Genomic DNA, 2,695 nt, shown 5'->3' on the forward strand with positions numbered 1-2,695 from the left:
AGTAGTGATAATTTTATCGCCCGGCCGTGCAAGGCGGCCAAGCATGGTGTGCTTAACGCCGGAGTAGACCAGATCGCAGTGGATATCATCAGAGAGGATCGTTAAATCGTAACGGCGACTAATTTCCAGCACCTGTTGCAATTCAGCTTCGCTCCACACGCGCCCCACCGGATTGTGCGGTGTACAGAGCATCAACAATTTTGCACCCTGCCGGGCGCACTGCTCCAGATGTTCAAAATCCATTTCGTAGCGGCCATTGATTTCACGCAACGGATTATTAATCAGTTTGCGATTATTGGTTGTCACTGCTGAAAAAAATGGAAAATACACGGGTGATTGTACAATCACTCCCTCGCTCTCTTGAGCAAAAGCCTTGGCTGCCGCAAATAGTGATGGAACAACACCCGGTGCAAATACAATCCACTCCCGCTCAATAGTCCATTGGTGGCGACGCTGAAACCAATCGATAATCGATTGATAAATACTTTCAGGGTAAAGCGTATAACCAAATACCGGATGATTGACTCGCTCTTGCAGTGCTCGCTTTACACACTCAGGCACAGCAAAATCCATATCGGCAACCCACAGCGGCGATACATCGGTAGTACCGAAATATTGTTGGCGCCCGTCGAATTTTACAGAGTGGGTATTTTCGCGCTGAATTTCTTCATCAAAATTAAATGTCATTAGCAAACCTTATACAGTTACTTACTTAGGATATTTGATTCTTTCGATCTAATTAATCGTCCAAACCCGGCAACGAATGTTTACGGGCGCTTGAATTTCTTTCGCGCCTGCTCAACCTTGGTTCGCGTTACACAATCCTGATGATGGTCATTAATCAGTCCCATGGCCTGCATAAATGCATACACCGTTGTCGGCCCGACAAACTTCCAACCTTGTTTCTTTAACTCTTTTGATAAGGCTACCGACACATTGGATGTGGACGCAGTTTGTGGTATTGCCAACTCATCTGCCTTTGGTTCGTAACGCCAGATAAATGCGGCAAATGAACCTTCGCGTTTAATCAGTTCTTGCAAACACTTGGCGTTATTAATCACCGCCTCAATTTTTCCGCGGTGGCGAACAATACCTTCATCTTGCAATAAGCGATTAATATCGCGCTCGGTAAACTTGGCGATTTTATGGAAATCAAACCGGGAAAATGCAGTGCGAAAGTTTTCACGCTTGGCGAGAATAGTGCGCCAGCTTAAGCCCGACTGAAAACCTTCAAGACAAAGCTTTTCAAATAAACGCACATCATCCGCTACAGGAAAGCCCCATTCTTTATCGTGATACTCAAAAAACTCAGGCGCTGCCGCACACCATTTGCAGCGCGGTTTGCCATCCAAACCAAGAATTGTATCGCTCATATAAAAACGTCTCCGTGTTAGGCAATAAATCTGATTTCGTTAACCACGTTTCAACTCAGCGCTGATAAATATTGGGAACCCACTTTTCCATGTAATCGTCAGAATGAGAAATAGCGTCGAACCCGAATTGCTCATATAAGCCGTGAGCATCCTTGGTTACCAATACAAACCGCCGTAGATTTTGCAGATCTGGGTGAGCAACAATTTCTTCCACTAACCACTTACTCAAACCCTTGCCCCGATGGGAATCCAGAATAAATACATCTGAAAGATAGGCGAAGGTTGCGGTATCAGTGATCACCCGAGCAAAACCAACTTGCTCGTTTTGGTCAGTGAATACGCCGAAACACATCGCATGATCAATTGCTTTTTGCATTGTTTCAGCAGGTATTCCTTTTGCCCAGTAGGTGTTTGAAATAAATGAGTGGATAACATTAAAATCCAGATCGGATTTATTGGTACTGATTCTATAGCCTGCAATCGTTTTCTTATTCATTAAAATAACACTCTAAATTAAAAACCATTCTACCGGCAATGTAATACTTAGGCATTCACCTCGAGCCTCAACTCCAGCAAGATATCACTCAGACCCATAATTGAAAAACGGCTACTATAAATGAGTTCAAATAATGATAGAACGCAAACCCCAACCCGAATCGAAACTCCCAGAGAGTAATCTAGAGCATCTTGATTTGAGCTCAAATAATCCACATCATTTCTACACTCGGAAAGGCGAACGGTCTGGATTATAGAAAACAAATTAGGATGCGCCCCCATATCAATCGTCAATTCGTATAGAGCCTTGGCCTCTTTACCTCTAGTCTTATTGATTCCTTCTGCAAGAGCGATCATATCTGTAATTTTTAGCTGTTTTTTGACAGCCTTTTTTGCAGCTTCATTATCATGCCGCCTACCCCAAGTTTCCTGGAGGTGTGGATATTTAAAAAAATAAACAGCGTATAAAGAGTGCTCCAAACAAGATCTTAATAATGCGAAGGATTCCGGATGTTGCCCACTCCAGGAAAGACGGCATGAAGCCAAATAATTTGAATGTGCACGCAGCAAAAAAATGTTAATTAAATCCTTTTCAGTAGAACTGAGCAGCTCGCACGCCAGACGAAAGACTTTATCAATTTTTGTGATTTTAGCTATATAAATGGACTTGTTTGCAAATGTTGCATATTCATTCAGTCTAGATGCATCGATGAAGGTGGAAATGTTATTGTCGGCCCACCCATGCGGGGGACAGTTTATTTCTTTCATAATAATTCGCCCAATTAATGCCAAATATAAAAACGGCGGAAGCACGTAGTGCATTCCGC

At 43.1% G+C, this 2,695-nt stretch carries 4 protein-coding genes; all 4 read right to left on the reverse strand.

The window, feature by feature from the left end:
- Positions 1-687 (reverse strand): MalY/PatB family protein (locus tag ACWA6V_RS20395; RefSeq protein WP_449524205.1); only part of this gene is annotated, 687 nt, incomplete at its 3' end.
- Between the two features lie 80 nt (positions 688-767).
- Positions 768-1,373, reverse strand: a complete 606-nt coding sequence (locus tag ACWA6V_RS20400; protein WP_449524206.1) for a DNA-3-methyladenine glycosylase I — start codon at positions 1,371-1,373, stop codon at positions 768-770.
- Positions 1,374-1,428: 55 nt separating this feature from the next.
- Positions 1,429-1,869 (reverse strand): GNAT family N-acetyltransferase, encoded by a 441-nt coding sequence (locus ACWA6V_RS20405; RefSeq protein ID WP_449524207.1) that lies wholly within the window; start codon positions 1,867-1,869, stop codon positions 1,429-1,431.
- A gap of 47 nt (positions 1,870-1,916) precedes the next feature.
- The coding region (locus ACWA6V_RS20410) for a hypothetical protein (protein ID WP_449524208.1) at positions 1,917-2,695 on the reverse strand (779 nt) is incomplete at its 5' end.

Source organism: Cellvibrio sp. (assembly GCF_053579595.1).

Excerpts from the sequence above, each read along its gene's own strand:
- ACWA6V_RS20405 (WP_449524207.1), bottom strand. The coding sequence starts at position 1,869 with ATGAATAAGAAAACGATTGCAGGCTATAGAATCAGTACCAATAAATCC.
- ACWA6V_RS20400 (WP_449524206.1), bottom strand. The coding sequence starts at position 1,373 with ATGAGCGATACAATTCTTGGTTTGGATGGCAAACCGCGCTGCAAATGG.